The organism is Comamonas sp. JNW (genome assembly GCF_003105075.1).
GTDB classification, from domain to species: Bacteria; Pseudomonadota; Gammaproteobacteria; order Burkholderiales; family Burkholderiaceae_C; genus Comamonas; species Comamonas squillarum.
This window is the reverse complement of sequence record NZ_QETI01000001.1, coordinates 287,999-307,423: the sequence shown is the minus strand read 5'-3', so window position 1 is coordinate 307,423 and position 19,425 is coordinate 287,999. Positions and strand designations below refer to the sequence as shown.

The window sequence follows — 19,425 nt, the reverse complement described above, 5'->3', positions numbered from 1 at the left end:
TTTGCCCTGCCATGGAAACCCGCAAGAAGGAGTGCTAACGGCGGTGTTTACATGCCCGTGTAGTTGGGGCCGCCGCCGCCTTCGGGCGTGACCCAGACAATGTTCTGGGTCGGGTCCTTGATGTCGCAGGTCTTGCAGTGCACGCAGTTTTGCGCATTGATCTGCAGGCGCTGGGCGTTGCCGCCCTGGCTTTCATCTGCCACGAACTCATAGACCCCTGCCGGGCAGTAGCGCTGCTCGGGGCCGGCGTACTGGGCCAGGTTGATCTGCACCGGCACGCTGGCATCTTTCAAGGTCAGGTGGGCGGGCTGGTCCTCGGCGTGGTTGGTGCCGCTGATGAAGACGCTCGAGAGCCGGTCAAAGGTCAGCTTGCCATCGGGTTTGGGGTAGACGATGGGCTTGCATTCCGACGCGGGCTTGAGGTAGGCGTGGTCGGGCTTGTCGCGGTGCAGGGTCCAGGGCATGTTGCCACGCAGCACAAACTGCTCGAGGCCATTCATGATGGAGGCGGTGACCAGGCCCTTCTTGAACCAGCTCTTGAAGTTGCGGCTCTTGTTGAGCTCGTCGTACAGCCAGCTCTTTTCAAAAGCGGCAGGGTAGGCGCTCAGCTCATCGCCCTGGCGGCCCGCGGCAATCGCCTCAAAGGCCGCTTCTGCGGCCAGCATGCCGGTCTTGATCGCGGCGTGGCTGCCCTTGATGCGGCTGACGTTCAGGAAACCGGCATCGCAGCCCACCAGCGCGCCACCGGGGAACACGGTCTTGGGCAGGCTCATCAGGCCGCCGGCGGTGATGGCACGCGCGCCATAGCCAATGCGCTTGGCCGGCTTGATGCCCTTGGACTCGTCGCCTTCGAGGTAGTAGCGGATGTTGGGATGGGTCTTCCAGCGCTGCATCTCCTCGAACGGAGACAGGTAGGGGTTAGAATAATCCAGACCGGTGATGAAGCCCAAGGTGACCTTGTTGTCGTCCAGGTGGTAGAGGAAGGCGCCACCATAGGTGTCGTTGTTCATCGGCCAGCCGGCGGTGTGCATCACAAAGCCGGGCTGGTGGCGCTGGGGATCGATCTCCCACAATTCCTTGACGCCCAGGCCATAGGTCTGCGGGTCCTTGCCTTCGTCGAGCTTGAACTTGGCGATCAGTTGCTTGCCCAGGTTGCCGCGCGAGCCTTCGGCAAAGATGGTGTATTTGCCATGCAGCTCCATGCCCAGCTGGAACTCGCCGGTGGGCTCGCCGTTCTTGCCGACGCCCATGTTGCCGGTGGCCACACCCTTGACCGAGCCGTCGTCGTTATAGACCACTTCAGCGGCGGCAAAGCCGGGGAAAATCTCGACGCCCAAGGCCTCGGCCTGCTCGGCCAGCCATTTGACGACAAAGCCCAGCTGCACGATGTAGTTGCCTTCGTTGTGAAAGCAAGGGGGCAGCAGCCAGTTGGGGGTGCGCAGACCGGATTTTTCGCTGAGGAAAATCATCGCGTCTTCGGTCACCGGCTGGGTCAAAGGCGCGCCCTTGGCTTTCCAGTCGGGGATCAGCTCGGTCAGCGCGCGCGGATCCATGATGGCGCCCGACAAGGTGTGCGCGCCAGGCTCCGAACCTTTTTCCAGCACGACGACGGAGACATCGCTGCCTTTTTCCGCTGCCAGCTGCTTCAAACGGATGGCTGTGGCCAGGCCGCCTGGGCCGCCGCCGACGATGACGACGTCGTACTCCATCGACTCGCGGGGGCCATATTGGGCCAGTATTTCTTCGTTGGTCATCGGGGCTCCGTACAAATTCTTTTCAAGCGGGTGGCAGGCATGCGGCAGATCTGAGCCTGAGTTGCATGCAGTGCCATGGATTTTATGAGGATGTTGCAGTGCGGTAACCGCCCTGATCCTAGGGTTAGCCCTAGATTTGGGCGCTTCTCCGCTCTGATTTCTGAGACAGGGGCTTTGTGCCTGTGAAAGTCGGCGACAAGGCTGGGGCGCGGACGCCTGCCACCTCACCGTAAGATGACAGTCTATGAAAATCTTGCTGCCTGACCACAAACGCTGGGTTCATGACTCGGTGATGGACGTTCGCTGGGGGGATATGGACAGTCTGGGCCATGTCAACAACACCGTGTATTTTCGCTACATGGAAAGCGCGCGCGTGGAGTGGCTGCGCTCTTCGCGCGACACGCCCCATGGCGAGGGGCAGGGCCCGGTGGTCGTCAACTGCTTTTGCAACTACCTGCGGCAGATCGAGTACCCGGCCCAGCTCGTCGTCAAGATGTATGTCAGCGATGCGGCGCGCACCGCCTTTGAGACCTGGTACCACATCGAAAGGCAGGATGCGCCCGGCGAGGTCTACGCCAGCGGTGGTGCCACCGTGCTGTGGGTGGATTTTGCGCGCCAGAAGGCGGTGGATCTGCCCGGCTGGATGCGCGGCATGGTGGAAGGCTGATAACACCGGATTTTGCTGCGGTTTGTTGATTTGCGATGCAATGTTGCTATGCAATGTATAGCAAATCAAAACCTGTGGCAGTTTTGGGGTTGGCCGGTACCTGGCGTCATGCGATGCATCGCGCGCAGACATGAAAAAGCCCGGTGAAAGCCTTCCCTGGCGGGAAGTCTTGCACCGGGCTGAACACCTCAGGGCGAATCCGCGCGGGTCAGCGCAGATCAGTGGCGCGGCAGCGCGTAGGCGATCACATAGTCGCCTCGGTCGGGCGAGTTGCGTGCGCCACCGGCCGAGACCAGCACAAACTGCTGGCCCGTCACCGGCGACTGGTAGCTGATGGGCGTGCCCTGGCTGCCCACGGGCAGGCGTGCTTTCCACACTTCCTGGCCGGTGCCGGTTTCATAGGCGCGCAGGTAGTAATCCTGCGTGGCAGCGATAAAGACCAGGCCGCCTTGCGTGGCCATGGTGCCACCGATGGTGGGCATGCCAATGGGGATGGGCAGGCCCATCTTGATGCCAAAAGGCCCCGTGTCCTTGACGGTGCCCACCGGCACTTGCCAGGCGATCTGCTGGGTCTTGAGGTCCACGGCGGTCAGCGTGCCAAAAGGCGGCTTCTGGCAAGGGATCTCCAGCGGCGACATGAAGCGCACCTTGGCGTTGATCGCGTAGGGCGTGCCATCGAGCGGCACCGGCTTGGTGATCGCAGCGGCCTCGTTGCCGTCGGACTTGGCGCCGGCGTCGGCCGGGTCGGCCTTGATCAGCTGCACTTCCAGGCCCACGCGCATGTCATTGATGAACAGGTAGTTGTTGGTCGGGTCGACCGAGATGCCCCCCCAGTTCATGCCGCCCAGCGAGCCGGGCAGGTTCAGCGAGGCATCGGTGCCCGGTGGCGTGAACAGGCCGGTGTAGCGCTTGGACTTGAACTTCAGGCGGCATAGCAGCTGGTCAAACGGGGTCGCACCCCACATGTCGGATTCGCGCATGTCATCGGCACCGATATTGGGCATGCCCACCGAGAAGGGCTGCGTGGGCGAGTAGGTCTCGCCGTCGATCTTGCCAGCGGGCACGCGGCGCTCTTCAACGGCGGTCAGGGGTTGGCCGGTCGCGCGGTCCAGCACAAAGATCTGGCCGGCCTTGGTGCCGAACACCAGCGCGGGCGTGGTCTTGCCGCCAGCACCGGGGAAGTCCACAAACGAGGGCTGCATCGGCACATCGAAGTCCCAGAGGTCATCGTGCACGGTCTGGTAGACCCATTTTTCCTTGCCGGTGCTGGCATCGACGGCCAGCATCGATGCGCCGTACTTGCGGTCCAGCGCGGTGTGCTTCACACCCCAGAGGTCGACTGCTGCGCTGCCCACGGGCATGAACACGGTGTTGGACTGCGGGTCGTAGGACATCGGTGCCCAGACATTGGGGGTCGAGCGCACATAGGTCTTGCCGTCGGCAGGGGCGGCCTGGTCCTCGGGGTTGCCCGGGTCAAAGGCCCAGCGCAGCGCGCCCGTCACCACGTCAAAGCCACGCACCACGCCACCAGGCATGTCGGTGCTGACGTTGTCGGCCACGCGGCCACCAATCACGATGGTGGTGCCCGCCAGGGTCGGGGCGGAGGTGGGGTAGTACTCGCCCTTGTCGGCGCCCTTGCCCATGCCGTTGCGCAGGTCCACGCGGCCATGGGTGCCAAAGTCTTCGCAGAAGGCGCCGGTGTCGGCGTCAAGCGCGATCAGCTCGGGCGCGACGCTGTTCATCAGAATGCGGCGCTGGCAAGCGGCGCCGGGCGCCACACTCACGGCCTGCACTGGCGTTGCGCCGGCCATGCTGGGCTGGCCGAGCGGCTGGGCCGCATCAAAATAGGCCAGGCCACGGCAGCGCATCCACTTTTTCTGCTTGGCATTGATCTCGGTCTTCCATAGCTCTTTGCCGGTGGTGGCGTCCAGCGCAATCACATTGTTGTGCGGGGTGCAGACAAAGACCTGGTTGCCAATCTGCAGCGGGGTCAGCTGGTCTTCAGCGCCGCCGCCGCCAGGGCTCACCGGCACATCGCCGGTCTGGTAGCGCCAGGCCTCTTGCAGATCCTTGACATTGCTGCGCGTGATCTGGTCCAGCGCCGCAAAGCGGGTGCCCCCTGGCGTGCTGCCATAGTGCGCCCAGTCGGCAGCTGCCTGGCCCTTGGCCACCGGTTGGAGCACGGTCGCATCCGATTTGGCCGACACCGAGGCGTGGGGCAGGAACATGCCGCCCACGGTAGCGAGGCAGGTCAGCAGCAGCAGGCCTGCGACCACGGTGGAGCCAGACTTGCCAGGCGCCTGGCCGCGCGCGCGGCGCAGCAGCGGGAAGGACAGTGCCACCAGAATGCCGATACCGGCGAGCAGCAGCAGGCGCGAGACCAGGGGCCAGAAATCCAGGCCCACATCGGCCAGCGCCCAGACGGCGGTGGCCAGCAAGGTCAGCGCATAGAGCCAGGCGCCGCCAGGGCGCGCAGCGGCAATCAGCAGGCCCGAGAGGATCAGTGCAATACCGCTGATCAAAAAGTACCAACTACCCTGCAGTGCCACCAACTGGTAGCCATAGATAGCAAAGAACAGGCCTGAGGCCAGCAGGCACAGGCCCAGGAAAAGCAGCCAGGCCTTGGAAGCCAGGCTGGGTCGCTTGTTATGTTTATCCATTGTCACTATTAGGTTATGCGAATCGCCGCATCGCCGTGGGTAGGCGGATGGCGGGCCTGGGCCGCAAAGCCTCGCAGGCCCATCGCATGGGCTGGAGAGAGGCGCGGCTTGATCTATGTCATGTCCGCGACAGCGCATTATCGGCGCGGAGCAAAGCCGGGGAGGGCGGTAGGTGCAATTTTTGCCGGCGAGCTAAGTCCCAGCACTTGCAAGCAAACACCAGTGCAGCGTGGTGTGACCCAGCGACCGGTATCCGGTCGGCCCGATTAGGCTCAAGAAGCGTCGGCCTTGGGCAGCGGCGCCTGCCAGCGCGCGATAAACCAGAAATAAAAGCCCGCTGCTGCAAAGATGGCCGCCATCACGCCCAGCAGCAGCTGCATGTCGGGGTTGTGGGCATAGGGCCCCCAGATGACCCGGCCCAGCAGCACAGCCACGACCACGGCCGAAATCACCGCGCAACGCCGGTTGCGTGCCAGCACCCGTTTCTCGGCCTGCGCAATGAACAGCTCGGCGTGCTCGCCGCTAAAGCCCGCCGCGTCGAGTTTGGCCAACAAATCTTCGCGCGACTTGCCTTTGAGGATGTCGCGTGCCAGCAGAAAACGAAGAAATTTGTTGGATGCGGAATCGGCCATGGTGTGAGGAGAAAACAGCAGGAAGGAGCGTAGAGCGCGCGCAGGCGCAGGCCGCCCATTGTGCCTGCCTTGGCGAGGCCCTGGATATAGCGGGCTTGAACCTAGGGTAAACCATATATTTCGTCAATAGATATGTAATTTATGACTAAATGACTAGCTAAAAGGAATAATATGACGCTTTAATATATTCATTTTGACAATGCTTGATTGTAACATTTGTCCATCATCCACCCTGATCAGAGAGCCTGACATGAGCGACAAATCCAGCAAAAAGACCGCCCAAACCTCCTCCTCCAGCGCCGCCAAGGCCGGTGCCGGCGACAAGAAAGTCACGATTTTGGGTGCCGGCAAAATCGGCTTTGCGATGGCCGTGCTGCTGCAGGCCGCCGGCGGCTACCAGCTGCGCATTGCCGACCAGTCCAAGGCGCAGCTCAAGGCCGCTGCGGCGCTGGGCCTGGAGACCGTGCATATCGGCAAGGGTGGTGACCTGTTGCCTGCGGTGCAGGGTCAGTTTGCCGTGCTCAATGCGCTGCCTTTCCACATGGCCACCGAGGTGGCCGGCATCGCTGCCGCCCATGGCGTGCATTACTTCGATTTGACCGAGGATGTGCAGTCCACCCACGCAATCCGCAAAATCGCCGCCAAGGCCGGCAGCGTGCTGATGCCCCAGTGCGGCCTGGCTCCCGGCTTTATCGGCATTGTCGGCAACGACGTGGCCAAGCATTTCGACACCTTGCACGACCTCAAGATGCGCGTGGGTGCGCTGCCGCGCTACCCGCAGGGCAGCCTGCGCTACAACCTGACCTGGAGCACCGAAGGCCTGATCAACGAGTACATCAACCCCTGCGAAGCGCTGGTGGATGGCCAGCCGCTGACGGTGCATGCGCTCGAAGGTCTGGAGACCTTTGCGCTGGACGGCATCGAGTACGAGGCCTTCAACACCAGCGGCGGTCTGGGCACCTTGACAGAGACCTGGGCGGGCAAGGCGCGCAATGTGGACTACAAGTCCATCCGCTACCCCGGCCACTGCGCCATCTTGAAGATCTTGCTCAACGAGCTCAAGCTGCGTGACAAGCGCGAGCTGCTCAACGAGATCTTCGACAACGCCATTGCCGCCACGCGCCAGGATGTGATCGTGGTCTTTGCCAGCGCCACCGGCTACAAGGGTGAGCGCCTGATGCAGGAGTCCTACTCGGCCCGAATCGTGGGCACCACCGTCGCTGGCCATGCACTCACTGCCATCCAGCTGACCACCGCTGCTGGCATCTGCTGCGCGCTGGACCTGGTGGCCAGCGGTGTGCTGCCGCAAAAGGGCTTTATCGCGCAAGAGTCGATCGAGCTGGCGGACTTCATGGCCAACCGCTTTGGCCAGTACTACCGCGTGCAGGATCTGAATGCATCGCTGGCAGCCTGAGCACTGAGGGCAGGGCCGCGCCCCTCGCAGCTCGCCCGGCGAGCGGCTGCCAACTCCTGCGCAAAGGCCTGGCGACAGGCCCGGCGACCGGGCGCTCTCCGGTGTGGGGTGCATACATCTATCCGCTAAAAAATGGCTGCTTTCGTCGCTGCAAGGGGACGAAAGCAGCTATTATTTTTGTAGTTTCAGAAAGTATGTGCTGTGACTAAATGCTAGTCATCGCCCACTTCTGTACTGCGCGATAGATGACTTGTATCAAGCAATGTCTCTGCGGTGATCGATAGCGATTGCTTTGTTGCGCAAGCCAAGATAGATTGCGTCGGCTCCTCACACAAGTTGTGACGTTAGTGACCAAATAAATCGAATGGCACGGTTGCTGAAAGCGCCGCATGGTTTGTCATGCGGCTGCGTGCAGCGTTTTGCTCTTTGTGGGGCTTTTCAGTACACATGCGGCCTGCAGTACCCTGGGGAATGGGAATGCCTGGCTCAGATACCAAGGAATCGTCATATGGCAGATCACAACTCCAACGAAACGCTTGCCAGTCCGTCCCGGCGCAAAGTGCTGGCCCGCATGGGCCTGGCGGCAGGCTCGGGAATGGTCTTGTCGCTGCCGCATATCGCCAGCGCGGCAGCGACGCCGCTCAAGTGCGCCGGCGCCTATACCGACACGCTGTTCCACACCCGCAATCTGACGCAGTTTGCGCGTGAAGCCAATGGCCTGAGCCAGGGTGGTCTGCAGATCGAGGTGGTCTCCAATGCCAAGCTGATGCCGATGAACCAGGTCATGCCTGCGCTCAGCAAGGGTGATCTGGCGATCGGCGAGATCTTCATGTCGAACTTCAGCGACCAGTACCCCGCCTTTGCCATCGACTCGCTGCCCTTTATCGTGCGCAGCTTTGACGATGCCAAGCGCCTGTGGGCGGCCACGCGCGAGCCGATCGAGGCGCTGCTGAAAAAGCAAGGCATTCGCCTGCTCTACACCGCACCTTGGCCGGGTCAGGGCCTGTTCTCGCGCACGGCGGTGAACAAGCTCGACGACGTCAAGGGCCAGAAATTCCGCGTCAACAACGTCGCCTCCAAGTACATTGCCGAGGTCGCCGGTGCGACCCCGGTCGACACCCCGGCCAATGACCTGGCCAAGGCTATCCAGGCGGGCAAGGTTGATGTGATGCTGACATCGAGCACCACCGGCGTGGACAGCCAGTCCTGGAACGCGATGGGCATCTTCATCGACATGCGCGCCTGGATTCCGAAGAACCTGATCCTGATGAGCGAGAAGAGCTGGTCGGGCCTGACCGACGGCGCCAAGACGGCGCTGGACACTGCCGCCAAGCAGGCCGAGGCGCGCGGCTGGCAGTTGGCCAAGGATGCCGACGATGCCGCGCAGAAGGTGCTGGTCGAGCATGGCACCAAGATCAGCCAGCCGTCCTACGAGCTGCGCCGTGCGCTGGACTTGATGGGCGAGAAGTTCGCCCGCGAGTGGTCGTCCAAGGCCGGTGTCGATGGTGCTGCCGCCTTGCTGAACTACTACTTCCCCAAGAAGTAAACCCTTGGCATGTGCCTGCGGGCCTGCATGCCTGCCCCGGTGCACCAGAGATCAAAAAACCGCCGATGCGCCTGTCAAGGGCAGCGGCGGTTTTTGCATGCTGGCGCTGCGATTTACTTGGCGTAGATATGCGCAATCTCGGTGGCGAACTTCTGCATGAGCTGCGGGCGGCGCAGCTTGAGCGTAGGCGTCATCAAGCCGTTGTCGATGGTCCAGGGTTCGGTGACCAGGTAGACGGCGCGCGGCACCGCATACTTGGCAAGGCCCTGGCACTGCGCGGCGATGCGCTCCAGCGCGATCTTGCGCACGGCGCTGGCCTGCAGGCTGACGCTGTTGTCCGGGTCCAGACCCAGGCTGGTGGCCAGCTGCTTCCATTCTTCGCGGTTGACGACGGTGACGCAGGCGATAAAGGGCTGGTGCTCACCGACGACAAAGCTTTGCTCGAACAGCGGATCGGCGCAGAGCGCCTGCTCGATATCCGAGGGCGGCACCTTCTCGCCGGTGGCGGTGACGATGATCTCCTTGATGCGGCCCACGATGCGCACTTCGCCACCTACCAGCTCGGCCTGGTCGCCGGTGCGCAGCCAGCCGTCGTCAGTAAAGGCCTGGCGCGTGTCTTCCGGGCGGCCCCAGTAACCCATCATGATATTGGGGCCGCGTGCCTGCAGTTCCTTGTTCTCGCCAATGCGCACTTCCATGCCATCGAGGGGCTTGCCCACCGTGGATGGGTCGTTGTGCTGCAGCGAGTTGGCGGTCAGCACCGGCGAAGTCTCGGTCATGCCAAAGCCCTGCAGCACATTCAGGCCCAGGCCCAGAAAGCTGTGCGACACCACCGAGGGAATGGCCGCGCCGCCGGTCACGGCAATGCGCAGCCGGCCGCCAAACAAATCCAAAATGGGCTGGGCCACTTTTTTCTGCAGCAGCGACCAGGGCAGCCAGCGCGCCCAGCCGCCTTGCGGTGCATCGGTATTGGCCAGGCCATGGGCCTGGCAGTGGCGCGCCCAGCCTTTGGAGACGGCTGCGGCAAAGAGCGCGCGCTTGAGGGCCGACCTGGTGAGCTTTTCCTGGATCTTGGCGTAGATGCGCTCGTAGATGCGGGGCACGGACACCAGGATGGTGGGGCGGATGCTGAGCATGTCCTCGGCCAGCAGCGCGACCGAGCGGGCATAGACCACCGTGCTGGCGACTGCCATCGGCAGGTAGTAGCCGCAGCTGCGCTCAAAGGTGTGCGATACCGGCAGAAAGGACAGAAAGACATCGTCCTGCGTTGGCACGACACGGCCGAGCACCGCCTTGACGTCGCTCAGCACATTGTGGTGGCTCAGCATCACGCCCTTGGGCTTGCCGGTGGTGCCGCTGGTGTAGACGATGGCGGCCATATCCTGCGCTTCTGGCGCCTGGTGGGTCTGTGATGGGGTGCTGTTGCCATCGGCCTCGGCCAGCCAGTCCTGCAGACGGACCAGGCGCGGCAGACCTTCGCTGCTGGCCAATACCGGGATCGCTGCTTGCTGCGGGTCATCGATCACCACGCAGCGCAGCGCGGGCAGCGGCGTGCCAGTCGCCACGATCTGCTCCCAGGTCTCCAGGCGGTTGATGAGCAGCAGCGAGGCGGCCGCATCGGCCAGGATAAAGGCGATATTGCCGGGGTTGTCATTGGCATGCAGCGGCACGGTGGCGCAGGCCTGGGCCATGCCGGCCTGGTCGATACAGATGGCGTGCACGCTGTGCGTCAGCAAGGTGGCAATGCGTGCGCCTCGCGCCAGCTGCAGGCCTTGCAGCGCCTGGCCCCAGCGTGCGACCTGGGCCTGCATATCGGCCCAGCTGAACGATTGCCAGGCATCCGTTGCGCTATCAAACCAGCGGTAGGCTTCGCGCTCAGGGCTGTGGTTGCAGCGGTAGGCAAACAGCGCGGGCAGGGTGGTCAGGGCGCTAAGCTCAGGGGCCAGCGGCGCTGGAAGTTGGGCGTTCATATCTCTGTCGTTCTCCTCGGGTGTCATCATCGCATTGGCGCGCCGTGGTTTGGGCCATTTGCGGGCCGGATGGCCTGCGGGCTTGCTGCGATTTGCAACGAGGCGATTGTCTGCAGCGCGCGGCGGCAGACGCTGAAATTTGGATGCGTATGCGATTTTTATACCTCAGGGGTATCAATATTTGATACTTCTATCGCGTGCAGAGCTTGGAATGCGCTCGTACAGGCACGGTGCAGCGGTCGCCGTTCAGCGGCTGCTGGATGGCGCTGCCCGCTGGCCTTCGCTGCTGGCAGATGCGGCATCCGGCGCCTGCTGTGACTGGTCTGCAGCGCCGGTACTGCCCGCAGAATCGGCTTGGGGCACGCCACCGAGCAGGTAGTGCAGGCACAGGGCCAGCAGTGCTGCGCCAGCGGCCCACCAGCAGGGGTACCAGCGCGCGGCGTCGCTGTAGCCGTCGGGGTTGCTATCCCGGCGGGCGTTGGCGCCTTCGCGTGGATCGCAGGCCAGGTCAAAGCGCGGGTCATGGGCGGGCCCAGGCTGCGGCTGCTCGGGCAGGCTGGGGTCGGCCCGGGCCAGCTCGGCATCGTCGATCAGTGGCGCGCGCTCCCATTCCTCCAGCGCGCGGCGTGCGGCGGCCCAGTCGGCATCGTCCACCAGCAGACGCACCAGGCTGCCGGCGGGCAGCTCGCCGATCGCGCCTTGCAAATGCTCGCCACTGACAAAGCTGGTGATGCCGTGCTGGCGCAGCACGTCTTGCAGAACATGGGCTTGTACGGCACTGGCCGGTTCATAAACAGTGCGCATCTTGGGTCTCCTGTTGCGGCTAGGGATCCTCTGCAAAATCCTCGCCCAATGGGATGGACGCGGATCGCCCGAGTCCGCGTCTACACCACGGCAGGGAGTTTTGCAGAGGGTCTCTTGGTCATGCAAATACTATAGCGTCTGTTGCTTTGTGGCTATGGCGGCATGACCTGCATCAAGCAAAAGTAGGCCGATCGGCAACCGGCCTGGTGGGCTGCGCGCTTTCCCTAGTCAGGGTGGGCAAAGCGGGTGGTATGTTGGTGCCTGGGGCGGTTTTTTTGGCCGCATTCAGAACCCGTTTTTGGAACAGGAGACTTTGGATGATGCACCCTGCTTGGCGTTTTCGTCTCTCCCCCCTCTGGCTGGCCGCTGGCCTGGCTGCTGGCAGTGGCATGGCCCAGGCCGCTTGCCTCGATGACGCCCAGGTCGCGCAGTGGCTGCAGGCCTATGAGGCCAAGCAGCCCGTGCCTTCGGCCGCCGCGATGACCGAGGCCGATGGCAAATGCAGCCGCAACAAGCTCAACGCCGCCTGGCTGGCCCAGGGCAAAAAGCCCATTGGCTACAAGGCGGGGCTGACCAGCGCGGCGATGCAAAAGCGCTTTCAAACCGACAAGCCGGTATGGGGTGTGCTCTACGAGGGCGCGCTGCTGCCCAACCGCAGCACCGTGCCTGCCGCCTTTGGCGCACGCCCGATGTTTGAGGCGGATATGCTGGTGCGCGTCTCCAGCAGTGCCATCAACCGCGCGACTACGCCGCTGCAGGTGCTTAACAACATCGACCGCATCGTCCCCTTTATCGAGTTGCCCGACCTGGTCGTGGAGAACCCCGCACAGCTCGATGGCGCGGCCGTCGAGGCGATGAATGTAGGCGCGCGCATGGGCGTGATGGGCAACGCCATGCCCGTGCCACAGTTCCGCGCCGAGCGCTATGCGCTGTTGAATGCACTGCAGAGCATGCAGGTCGATATCACCGACCAGAGCGGCGCGCGGCTGGGTGGCGGGCGCGGCGGCGACCTGATGGGCCAGCCGCTCAATGCCGTGGTCTGGCTCGCGCAAGCCCTGCAGGCCGAAGGCCAGCGCCTCAAGGTGGGCGACTGGATCAGCCTGGGTTCGTACTCGGCCTTGATGCCGCCCCAACCCGGGCAGCAGATCCGCGTGGATTACAAGGGCTTGGTCGGGGCGCAGCCGGTAGAGTTGCGCTTTGAGTAACCAAGCTCGGCATCAGGCCTATGCGAAGGAAGGCTCTGCCAAGTTGGCAGGGCCTTTTTTCCTCGGGATGCTCTGCAAAACCCTCGCCAAGCGGGATGGACGCGGATCGGGATGAGCAGCAAGGCGTCTTTTGCAGTCAATAGCGAGCTATTGACAAGGAGGACAACGTAGCGGATCGCCCGAGCCCGCGTTCAGACCACGGCAGGGAGTTTTGCAGAGGGTCCCTAGGTGACCGACATGCCCCGTTGTGAATGGGCAATGGCTGATAATCAGCCGGCCCTGTTCCCCAATTGCGCCCATGCCGGCTGGCTGGGCAACGATGTATGTCTGACGCCTCACCCCGCTCCAAAGCCCATCTCCCCGCCGAATTGTCCATGCCTGCCGATGTGATCGCCGAGCTGACTCCCACGATGCGCAGCGTGGTTGAGCGCATGGCCCGCGCCCAGCACACCCCCATGTGGGAGATGACGGTGCAAGAGGCGCGCCAAGCCTACGGCATTGGCGCCGGGGTGCTGGAGATTGCCAAGCCCGCACTCGCACGCGTTGAGGACTTGCACATCCCGGCGCGCGATGGTTTTCAGATCCCGGCGCGGCTCTACGCCGCCAGCTGGGACCCGCTGCAGCCGATGTTACTCTTTACCCATGGCGGGGGCTTTACGATCGGCAGCGTGGACACGCATGACACGCTGTGCCGCGAGCTGGCCCACCTGGCTGGCTGCATGGTCGTCTCGGTGGACTACCGCCTGGCGCCCGAGCACCGCTTTCCGACTGCCAGCAATGATGCCTGGGATGCCTTGCAGTGGCTGGCGGCCGAAGGCATGGCGCTGGGGGCCGATACCGGCCGCCTGGCCGTGGGTGGCGACAGCGCAGGCGGCACCTTGGCAGCAGTCAATGCGATTCTCGCGCGCGATGCCGGTATCGACCTGGCCTTGCAGCTGCTGATCTACCCCGGTTGCGCGGCGCACCAAGATACGCCCTCGCATGCGCGCTACAGCCAGGGGCCCATTCTGACCAAGCCGATGATCAGCTGGATGTTCAGCAACTACCTGCGCACGCTGACCGACCGCGACGACTGGCGCTTTGCGCCCTTGCTGGCGCCGGATCTGCGCGGCCTCGCGCCTGCCAGCATCCATCTGGCGCAATGCGATTCACTGGTCGATGAGGGCGTGATGTATGCCGAGCGCCTGCGTGCTGCCGGTGTCGACGTGGACCTGCACACCTATGCCGGCGTGGCGCATGAATTTGTCAAGATGGGCCGCGCGCTCAAGGAAGCGCGGGCCTGCCATGCGCAGATGGCCCAGGCGCTGCGTGCGGCCTTTGACTGAGGGCGGCCCTGCTGCCGAACCGCCTCTAGATTGACCATATTGTGAGTACAGAAAAGACCATGAGCACCTCTTCCCAGACCCTGTTTGACACCCCCGCCCGCAGCCTGGCCGATTTCCGCTGCCGCAGCCGCCAGCGCGTGCGCTGGTCCGAGGTCGATCTGCAGAAAGTGGTCTTCAACGCCCATTACCTGAGCTATGTGGATATTGCCATGTCCGAATACTGGCGCCAGCTGGCCGTGCCTTACGAGGAGGGCATGCAGCGCCTGGGCGGCGAGCTGTTCCTGCGCGCCTCGCAGCTGGAGTTCCATGCCTCGGCACGCCTGGACGATGTGATCGACATCGGCCTGCGCGTGGCCAAGCTGGGCAATACCTCGGTGCAGTACGAGGCGGCGATCTACTGCGCTGGCACTTTGCTGGCCACGGCCACCATGGTCTATGTGTTTGCCGACAGCGCCCAGCAGCCCCAGCCGCTGCCCGAGGCCTACCGCCGCATGGTGCAGCGCTTTGAAGCGGGCGAAGAGATGGTGGAACTGAAGACCGGCAGCTGGAATGTACTGGGCCAGGAGGCGATGCGCCTGCGCATGCAGGTCTTTGTGCGCGAGCAGGGCATTCCTGCCGAGATCGAGGCCGATGCCTTTGATGTGAGTGCGCTGCATGCGGTCGCGCTCAACGGCCTGGGCATGTGCGTGGCCACCGGCCGCATGCTGCCCAGCGCGCAGGAAAAAAACCGGGCCGATGCGATGCGCATTGGCCGCATGGCCGTCGCCAAGCCGCTGCGCGGTGGCAGTCTGGGCCGCCAGGTGCTCGATGCCTTGGTCGATGCCGCTGCGCGCCAGGGCAAGCGGCAGGTGGAGCTGCATGCGCAGCGCACAGCGGAGAACTTCTACCGCCGCGCTGGCTTCAGCGTTGTGGGCGAGCCCTATGAGGAAGCAGGCATTGCCCATATCTCGATGCAAAAAACGCTGCGCTGATCAATGGCGGGCCGCTTGTCTTGCCAATGGGGCTATGCAGCGGTTTGATAACTTGACCAATAAAAAGCCGGGTCTGGTTTCCCAGACCCGGCAAGTGTGATGGTCAAGATGCGCTTGAGTAGTTGTTCCGTCATGCTTGCAGGGGCTGCTTGAAAGGCTCCTGCTTGCAAAGTCCCGCAATTTTAGCAAATTGCAGCGCAAATGCCATAAAAATTCTGTAACGGCTGCCGGGGGGCCTTTTTTGACTGAGAAATTGTCGTATTTGTGATGAAGCAGACAGTTACCACTGTCGTGGAACATCACAAATAGGCGATCAGATGTCTTCCTTGAGCGTATAGGGCAGGCTCAGTAGCTGCAAGGCCGCGCCGGTGCTGCTGCCCAGGTGCAACGGCTCGCTGGCGGCCGTAATCTGCATCGAGACCAGGGCCTCAAAGCCCGATGCGCTGGCAGCGGCCTGCACCACGGTGCCCACTGGCTGGCTGTCGTCGCTGGCGGCAAAGACCTCCTGGCCCGGCTGGGGCTGCGCGGCCGAGGCGAGCCGGTACATGCGGCGCTTGAGCGTGCCGCGGAACTGGCTGCGTGCGACGACCTCCTGGCCGGGGTAGCAGCCTTTTTTGAAGCTCACGCCATCGACCGATTCAAAGTTCAGCATCTGGGGCACAAAGGCATCGACCACCGGCGTGGTGATCAGCGGCACGCCCGCCTGCACCATCGACAGCTGCCAAGCCTGCGGCGCAATGGCCGGGCTGCCTGAGATTTGCGTGGGCAGGGCGCTGGCGGCGGGGGCGGCGAGCAGTGCGCGGCTCTCGCCTTCGGCGGCATAGAGGCGCACCATCGACGCATCGCCCAGCGCCAGCACCTGCCAGGGCGCCAGGCTGCGGGCCTCGGCGGGCACAGCATCACCGGCCAGGCCCAGCAGTTGCACGGCCTCGGTGGCGTCGCTCAGCTTGCACTTGGCGCGCAGCACAAACATCGACAGACGCTTGAGCGTGGCGGGCAGCACATCGCGGCTGGTGATGAGCCAGAACTCGTCTGCGCTGCGTTTGATCACGATAAAGCTGGCCTGCATGCGGCCCTTGGCCGACAGAAAAGCCGCCAGCCTGGCCTGGCCCACGGGCAGCAACTGCACATCATGGCTGAGCTGGCCCTGCAAGAAGCTGGCGGCATCGGCGCCCTCGGCGCGGATCACGCCCAAATGCTGGAGCGAAAGGTGTCCCTGTAATGCTTGAGTCATGGGGTGAATTATGATGCTCGCTCCATTGCACGGAGGCGGTAGGGTTGTGAAGCGTTTATTCAAGTTGATTGTTGTGCTGGCACTGGCCGCTGCCGGTGCGGGCTATGTCTGGCTGAACCAGCCACTGGTCCTGGGCAAAGGCGGCGCCACCGTGGAGCTGGAGATTGAGCCGGGCACCTCGCCGCGTGCCGTCGCCCAGGCGGTGCGGGCCGTGGGCATCGAGGTGAACCCCGATCTGCTGTACTGGTGGTTCCGCCTCTCGGGCCAGGACCGCAAGATCCGCGCGGGCAACTACGAGATACCCGCCGGCACGTCGCCGCGCAGCCTGCTGGCGCGCCTGGTGCGCGGTGAAGACAGCCAGCGCGTGCTGACCATTGTCGAAGGCTGGAACCTGCGCCAGATGCGTGCGGCCATGGCCAGGGAAGAGCACCTGCGCCACGACACGGCAGCGATGACGCCCGAAGAGATCATGGCAGCGCTGGGCCGGCCCGATATGCCGGCCGAAGGCCGGTTTTTCCCCGACACCTATGCATTTTCCAAGGGCAGCAGCGACCTGGCCTTGATGCGCCGCGCGATGCTGGCGATGGACAAGCGGCTCGAAGCGGTCTGGTCGCTCAACCCCTCGGACAGCCCGCTCAAGAGCCCGCAGGATTTGCTGACGCTGGCCAGCATTGTTGAGAAGGAAACCGGTAAGGCAGAGGACCGGGCGATGGTGGCGGGGGTTTTCATCAACCGCCTGCGCATCGGCATGCTGCTGCAGACGGACCCGACCGTCATCTACGGCCTGGGTGAAAAATTCGATGGCAATCTGCGCAAGCGCGACCTGCAGACCGATACGCCCTGGAACACCTATACCCGCGCTGGCTTGCCACCCACACCGATCGCCATGCCCGGCAAGGCCTCGCTGATGGCCGCCATCCAGCCTGAGAACACCAAGGCGCTGTACTTTGTCGCCAAGGGCGATGGCAGCAGCCATTTCAGCCAGAGCCTGGACGAGCACAACCGTGCGGTAAACACCTATATCCGCGGCAAGTAGTCGCGGGCACTGGCGAAAGCCGGACTGTTGAGCAAAGCCAGCCATAGCGCTGGCTTTTTCGTTTCAGCGCGGGCAGGGGGGCCGGCGTGTTATGGGCTGCCGCTGCCCAACGCCTCGGTGTAGAACGCGTAGCGCCCCCGGCCCTGCTGCTTGGCCTGGTAGAGCGCCCTGTCGGCCTTGCGCAGCAGGCCGTCCGGGTCTTGCGTGTCAGAGGGCTGGGTCAACAGGGCAATACCCACGGACACGCCGATGCTGACGCGCTGGCCTTCGATCACATAGTCGGCGCTGAGCTTGTCGATCACCCGCTGGGCCAGGCTGGCAGCGGCTTGCGCCGAGGAGGCGTTTTGCACGATGCAAAATTCGTCACCGCCCATGCGCACCACCAGGTCGGTGTCGCGCAGCAGCTCACGCAAGCGCTCGGCCACCGCGCACAACAGCGCGTCGCCAGTGGCGTGGCCGAGGGTGTCATTGACCTGTTTGAAGCGGTCCAGGTCCAGATACAGCAAGGCGCCTGCGGTGCCGCCCGGCGAGCAGATCGGCTTTTGCAGCAGACTGCGGTTGGGCAGGCCGGTGAGCGGGTCATGCAGCGCCAGGTAGGCGACCTCGGCCTGCGCACGCTTGCGGTCATCCACATCTTCGAGCACGCCCAGCCATTCGCTGATGCGCTGCTGCTCGTCCACAATGGCGGCGCCCCGGGCGCGCATCCAGCGCCAGGCGCCGTCCTGGGTGCGCAGGCGCAACTCCACATCCAAGGTGTGGCGGGGGTCCGTCAACAGCGGCACCGCCTGGTTTTGCAGCTGCGCGGCGTCCTCGGGGTGCACATGGCGCAGCCAGCCCAGCTGCAGCGCCTGCGCATCGGGCGTGCCACCCAGGGCCTGCCAACCGACGATGGACAGCGCGCGGCCTTTGGCATCGAGGCTCCACTGCACCGACGCACCGGCATGGGCCAGGGTGCGCGCGCGCTGCTCGCTGGCGGCCAGCGCAGCGGCTGCCTGCTTTTGCGCAGCCAAGGTCGACTCGATGCGCGCGCGTGCGCGGCTGAGGCTCTGGCGCAGGATCTCGTACTCCTGCACCACCAGCACCTGGCCGCCACCGGTGGCCGCGGCATAGGAGGCGCCGGTGCGCGTGCTGATGGTCAGCTGGCGGATGGGGCGCAGCAACTGGCGTGAGACCCAGGCGCACAGCAGGCCCGCAATGGCCAGCGCAAAAAGGCTGGCCAGCACGATATGGGTGACCGGTGTTTGCCAGCGGGCGTTGAAGGCTTCCAGTGGCTCACCGGCCACCACCACCCAGCCGGGCGTCTTGGGCAGCTGGTAGAAGCTGAAGATCACCTGGCCGCCATCGGCCCGCAGGGCCTCGAAGCTGCCCCGGTTGGCACCCACGGCCTGCAGCCTGGCCCAGTCGGGCACGGTGGTGCCGATAAAGCGCTCGGCCTGGGCCGAGCGCGCCAGTATCCGGCCCTCGCCATCGGTGATGGCTATCAGCACACTGTCGCTGGCCTGGCTGGGCGCGATGCTCACCATCTCAGCCGGTGGTGTGGTCAGCACCAGCACCTGGGGCGATGCAGCGCCCAGGCGCACGGCCATCGCCACTGCGGCCTGGCCGTCCTGGAAAAAAAGCTGTGAAAAAGCCGGCGCACTGCTGCGCAGCGCCTCCTGGGCCAGTGCCAGCTGCACGGGCAGCAACGCAGGCGCTGCCGTCGAGGCCATGTCCGCTTGGGTCTGGCCGGGGCGCAGCAGCACCAGGCTGCTGGGCGCGGCCATGCCGGTCAGCCGCAGCCAGCGGTCCAGCGTGCGGGGCGATGAGAAGTCGCCGTCCGCCGCAAAGGACTGCAGCATGCCGGCGCGGTTGAGCAGATCAGACTCGGCCGCCTGGCCCAGGTTGCTGGTGATGTCCAGCATGCGGTTGAGGCTGCTGTCTCGGTAGGACTGGGCCACATGCTGCACCGTGTAGATGCCCGCGGCCAAGATGGGCAGCGCTGCTGCCAGCATCAGCAGCACCAGGTAGGTGCTCAGCGAGCGCGCACCGGCCACCATGGGCTCCAAGGCAGGGCCATTGGTGTCCATTCCTTCAGCGGGCAAAAGGGTCTGGGCAGATGATGCGGGCATGGGTGGGGCTGGACCCTTTCCCACGGCGCTGGGCCGGAGGCGGACACGGGTGCAGCTGGGGGCTGGAAAGAGGCCGACTGGATTATCGGGGGTGGTCCG

General features: G+C 64.1%; 14 protein-coding genes. 7 read left to right on the top strand and 7 right to left on the bottom strand.

Features of this window, described 5'->3' with window-relative positions; translation table 11 throughout:
• Nucleotides 1–47: 47 nt before the first annotated feature.
• Nucleotides 48–1,754, bottom strand: a complete 1,707-nt coding sequence (locus DCO45_RS01420; RefSeq protein ID WP_116924158.1) for an electron transfer flavoprotein-ubiquinone oxidoreductase — start codon at nucleotides 1,752–1,754, stop codon at nucleotides 48–50.
• Between the two features lie 244 nt (nucleotides 1,755–1,998).
• Between DCO45_RS01420 and DCO45_RS01415 the strand changes: the two genes are divergently transcribed.
• On the top strand, nucleotides 1,999–2,421 hold the full coding sequence (locus DCO45_RS01415; protein WP_116924157.1) for an acyl-CoA thioesterase: 423 nt from the start codon (nucleotides 1,999–2,001) through the stop codon (nucleotides 2,419–2,421).
• A 218-nt stretch (nucleotides 2,422–2,639) separates the two neighbouring features.
• Here the strand turns inward: DCO45_RS01415 and DCO45_RS01410 are convergent, their stop codons facing one another.
• A complete protein-coding gene (locus DCO45_RS01410; RefSeq protein ID WP_116924156.1) occupies nucleotides 2,640–5,081 on the bottom strand; it encodes a membrane-bound PQQ-dependent dehydrogenase, glucose/quinate/shikimate family in 2,442 nt (813 codons plus the stop codon).
• 272 nt (nucleotides 5,082–5,353) lie between these two features.
• Entirely contained in the window at nucleotides 5,354–5,713 is a 360-nt protein-coding gene (locus DCO45_RS01405; protein ID WP_116924155.1) for a hypothetical protein, read from the bottom strand.
• Nucleotides 5,714–5,963: 250 nt separating this feature from the next.
• On the opposite strand from DCO45_RS01405, the gene DCO45_RS01400 reads away from it, so the two are divergent.
• Both DCO45_RS01400 and DCO45_RS01395 read left to right on the top strand, forming a co-directional pair.
• Nucleotides 5,964–7,127, top strand: a complete 1,164-nt coding sequence (locus tag DCO45_RS01400) for a saccharopine dehydrogenase C-terminal domain-containing protein (protein WP_116924154.1) — start codon at nucleotides 5,964–5,966, stop codon at nucleotides 7,125–7,127.
• Between the two features lie 508 nt (nucleotides 7,128–7,635).
• Nucleotides 7,636–8,673: a TRAP transporter substrate-binding protein gene (locus tag DCO45_RS01395; RefSeq protein ID WP_116924153.1), complete on the top strand. Its 1,038-nt coding sequence runs from the start codon at nucleotides 7,636–7,638 to the stop codon at nucleotides 8,671–8,673.
• 113 nt (nucleotides 8,674–8,786) lie between these two features.
• On the opposite strand, the gene DCO45_RS01390 is transcribed toward DCO45_RS01395, so the two are convergent.
• Together DCO45_RS01390 and DCO45_RS01385 are read right to left on the bottom strand one after the other, a co-directional pair.
• The gene (locus tag DCO45_RS01390; protein WP_116924152.1) at nucleotides 8,787–10,643 is read right to left on the bottom strand and encodes an AMP-binding protein; all 1,857 of its coding nucleotides are present in this window, start codon (nucleotides 10,641–10,643) and stop codon (nucleotides 8,787–8,789) included.
• A gap of 246 nt (nucleotides 10,644–10,889) precedes the next feature.
• Nucleotides 10,890–11,447, bottom strand: a complete 558-nt coding sequence (locus tag DCO45_RS01385; protein ID WP_116924151.1) for a DUF2007 domain-containing protein — start codon at nucleotides 11,445–11,447, stop codon at nucleotides 10,890–10,892.
• Nucleotides 11,448–11,764: 317 nt separating this feature from the next.
• Between DCO45_RS01385 and DCO45_RS01380 the strand changes: the two genes are divergently transcribed.
• The 3 genes from DCO45_RS01380 to DCO45_RS01370 all read left to right on the top strand — a co-directional run bounded on the left by DCO45_RS01380 (nucleotide 11,765) and on the right by DCO45_RS01370 (nucleotide 14,948).
• Nucleotides 11,765–12,652 carry a fumarylacetoacetate hydrolase gene (locus DCO45_RS01380; protein WP_232539369.1) on the top strand — a complete coding sequence of 296 codons (888 nt, stop codon included), beginning with the start codon at nucleotides 11,765–11,767 and terminating at the stop codon, nucleotides 12,650–12,652.
• A 410-nt stretch (nucleotides 12,653–13,062) separates the two neighbouring features.
• A complete protein-coding gene (locus DCO45_RS01375; RefSeq protein ID WP_116924475.1) occupies nucleotides 13,063–13,977 on the top strand; it encodes an alpha/beta hydrolase in 915 nt (304 codons plus the stop codon).
• A gap of 59 nt (nucleotides 13,978–14,036) precedes the next feature.
• Nucleotides 14,037–14,948: a YbgC/FadM family acyl-CoA thioesterase gene (locus DCO45_RS01370; RefSeq protein WP_116924150.1), complete on the top strand. Its 912-nt coding sequence runs from the start codon at nucleotides 14,037–14,039 to the stop codon at nucleotides 14,946–14,948.
• A 313-nt stretch (nucleotides 14,949–15,261) separates the two neighbouring features.
• Here DCO45_RS01370 and DCO45_RS01365 read toward each other — a convergent pair whose 3' ends face one another.
• On the bottom strand, nucleotides 15,262–16,182 hold the full coding sequence (locus tag DCO45_RS01365; protein ID WP_116924149.1) for a folate-binding protein YgfZ: 921 nt from the start codon (nucleotides 16,180–16,182) through the stop codon (nucleotides 15,262–15,264).
• Nucleotides 16,183–16,192: 10 nt separating this feature from the next.
• Between DCO45_RS01365 and mltG the strand changes: the two genes are divergently transcribed.
• Nucleotides 16,193–17,218: an endolytic transglycosylase MltG gene (gene mltG, locus DCO45_RS01360; protein ID WP_165841091.1), complete on the top strand. Its 1,026-nt coding sequence runs from the start codon at nucleotides 16,193–16,195 to the stop codon at nucleotides 17,216–17,218.
• Between the two features lie 89 nt (nucleotides 17,219–17,307).
• Here the strand turns inward: mltG and DCO45_RS01355 are convergent, their stop codons facing one another.
• The gene (locus tag DCO45_RS01355; protein WP_116924148.1) at nucleotides 17,308–19,326 is read right to left on the bottom strand and encodes a diguanylate cyclase; all 2,019 of its coding nucleotides are present in this window, start codon (nucleotides 19,324–19,326) and stop codon (nucleotides 17,308–17,310) included.
• Nucleotides 19,327–19,425 lie beyond the last annotated feature (99 nt).

Coding starts and splice junctions, on each gene's coding strand:
- DCO45_RS01400 (WP_116924154.1), top strand. CDS start 5,964: ATGAGCGACAAATCCAGCAAAAAGACCGCCCAAACCTCCTCCTCCAGC.
- DCO45_RS01420 (WP_116924158.1), bottom strand. CDS start 1,754: ATGACCAACGAAGAAATACTGGCCCAATATGGCCCCCGCGAGTCGATG.
- mltG (WP_165841091.1), top strand. CDS start 16,193: ATGATGCTCGCTCCATTGCACGGAGGCGGTAGGGTTGTGAAGCGTTTA.
- DCO45_RS01375 (WP_116924475.1), top strand. CDS start 13,063: ATGCGCAGCGTGGTTGAGCGCATGGCCCGCGCCCAGCACACCCCCATG.
- DCO45_RS01380 (WP_232539369.1), top strand. CDS start 11,765: ATGATGCACCCTGCTTGGCGTTTTCGTCTCTCCCCCCTCTGGCTGGCC.
- DCO45_RS01355 (WP_116924148.1), bottom strand. CDS start 19,326: ATGCCCGCATCATCTGCCCAGACCCTTTTGCCCGCTGAAGGAATGGAC.
- DCO45_RS01390 (WP_116924152.1), bottom strand. CDS start 10,643: ATGAACGCCCAACTTCCAGCGCCGCTGGCCCCTGAGCTTAGCGCCCTG.
- DCO45_RS01410 (WP_116924156.1), bottom strand. CDS start 5,081: ATGGATAAACATAACAAGCGACCCAGCCTGGCTTCCAAGGCCTGGCTG.
- DCO45_RS01405 (WP_116924155.1), bottom strand. CDS start 5,713: ATGGCCGATTCCGCATCCAACAAATTTCTTCGTTTTCTGCTGGCACGC.
- DCO45_RS01395 (WP_116924153.1), top strand. CDS start 7,636: ATGGCAGATCACAACTCCAACGAAACGCTTGCCAGTCCGTCCCGGCGC.
- DCO45_RS01370 (WP_116924150.1), top strand. CDS start 14,037: ATGAGCACCTCTTCCCAGACCCTGTTTGACACCCCCGCCCGCAGCCTG.
- DCO45_RS01365 (WP_116924149.1), bottom strand. CDS start 16,182: ATGACTCAAGCATTACAGGGACACCTTTCGCTCCAGCATTTGGGCGTG.
- DCO45_RS01415 (WP_116924157.1), top strand. CDS start 1,999: ATGAAAATCTTGCTGCCTGACCACAAACGCTGGGTTCATGACTCGGTG.
- DCO45_RS01385 (WP_116924151.1), bottom strand. CDS start 11,447: ATGCGCACTGTTTATGAACCGGCCAGTGCCGTACAAGCCCATGTTCTG.